This is a genomic window from Clostridium sp., assembly GCF_040797585.1.
Taxonomy (GTDB): Bacteria; Bacillota; Clostridia; order Clostridiales; family Clostridiaceae; genus Clostridium_Z.
Map to the genome: position 1 here is coordinate 1 of NZ_JBFNEO010000327.1, position 1,553 is coordinate 1,553.

1 protein-coding gene is annotated in these 1,553 nt (G+C 31.9%); it reads right to left on the reverse strand.

The annotated features are described in order from the left end of the window. Positions 1-87: 87 nt before the first annotated feature. Positions 88-1,248, reverse strand: coding sequence for an alanine racemase (alr, locus tag AB2369_RS13230; protein ID WP_367666937.1), 1,161 nt, complete (start codon positions 1,246-1,248; stop codon positions 88-90). Positions 1,249-1,553: the final 305 nt, after the last annotated feature.

Here is a 1,553-nt window from a genome sequence, read left to right on the forward strand (position 1 = left end):
TATGCACTACTTAAAATCCAAGGTTTTAAAGGATTTAAGTGCATGTATAAGTTAAGATTCAAGCTAAAAATCCTATAAATCTATAAACTAAAAATAATTTCTAATCTTTGTAATCTCTCCATTTTTAATATATACCCTAGGAACCCTTTGTTTAATCATACAAATAACTTCATAGTTAACAGTTCCCATCATCTCTGCTATATAATCTGCATCAATATTTAAATCTCCATACTGACCAAGAAGTATAACCTCATCATCAACCTTTACTTCTCCTACATCAGTCACATCTATCATACATTGATCCATGCATATTCTACCTACTACTCTGGCAAGCTTACCATTTATTATAACTTGAACCTTTCCACTTAAAAGTCTTGAATATCCATCTGCATAACCTATAGGAAGAGTAGCTATTACACTTTCTCTCTCTGTTTTAAAAGTCCTACCATAGCTTATATACATATCTTTATCTAGCTTTTTAACATAAGCGACCTTTGTCTTTAAAGTAAGAGCAGGCTTTAAGTTCATCTTTTTCATATCCACATCTTGAGATGGATAATATCCATATAACAATATACCAGTTCTAACTCCATCTAAATAGGTTTCTGGTAAATCTACTATGGCTCCACTGTTAGCCGCATGCTTAACTTTTACATTTACCCCTTTAAGAGAAAGCTTATCACAAAATTCTTCTAGCCTTCTAAGCTGGTCATAGGTATACTCCTTATCCTCTTCATCAGAGCTTGCAAAGTGAGTAAATATCCCCTCTACTTGAAGTCCCTCTAAAGAACATATTTCTAAAACTTCCTTAAAGTTTTCTTCATTCGGTAAGAATCCTAGTCTTCCCATACCTGTATCAATAACAATATGGACTTTAGCTTTCTTCCCTCTTCTTACAGCTTCCTCTGATAATTCCTTTGCATAGTCTAAGCTATATACAGACTGCTCTATATCATTTTCTATTAATTGTTTTGCAAAATCTATAGGTGTATAACCTAAAATCATTATGGGAGCATCAATACCTACATGTCTAAGTTCCATAGCCTCTGTTATAACTGCTACTGCAAGCTTTGTAGCTCCATTTTCTAATAATACTGGTGCCACATCAATAGCTCCATGGCCATAGGCATCTGCCTTTATAACTGCTATTATCTCTTTATCCTTTAATAACTTCTTAACTTCCTTCATGTTATGTGCTATTGCATCTAAATCTATTTCAGCCCATACTGGTCTAATATTTGCATTCATATTTACACCTCTAACTATAATATCTGCTCATAATATTATTATACAAAAAAGTATACTGTAAACTAAAGAACCACTACAAGGTCAAATTTATCCTATAGTGGTTCGAAATAATAGTATATTACTGTTATCCCCCACTTTTAAAGATGATGGGAATGTTGCAGCTTGTAGCTATCAGATAAAATCATATAAATATATGGAAAATAACGGTATAATATATCCATAAACTAGTTGTTAACTCTTATAGAATCTAGAAATACACAGCTTTTATAACAACTATTATTTAAATCACTTTATAGGATTTTTAA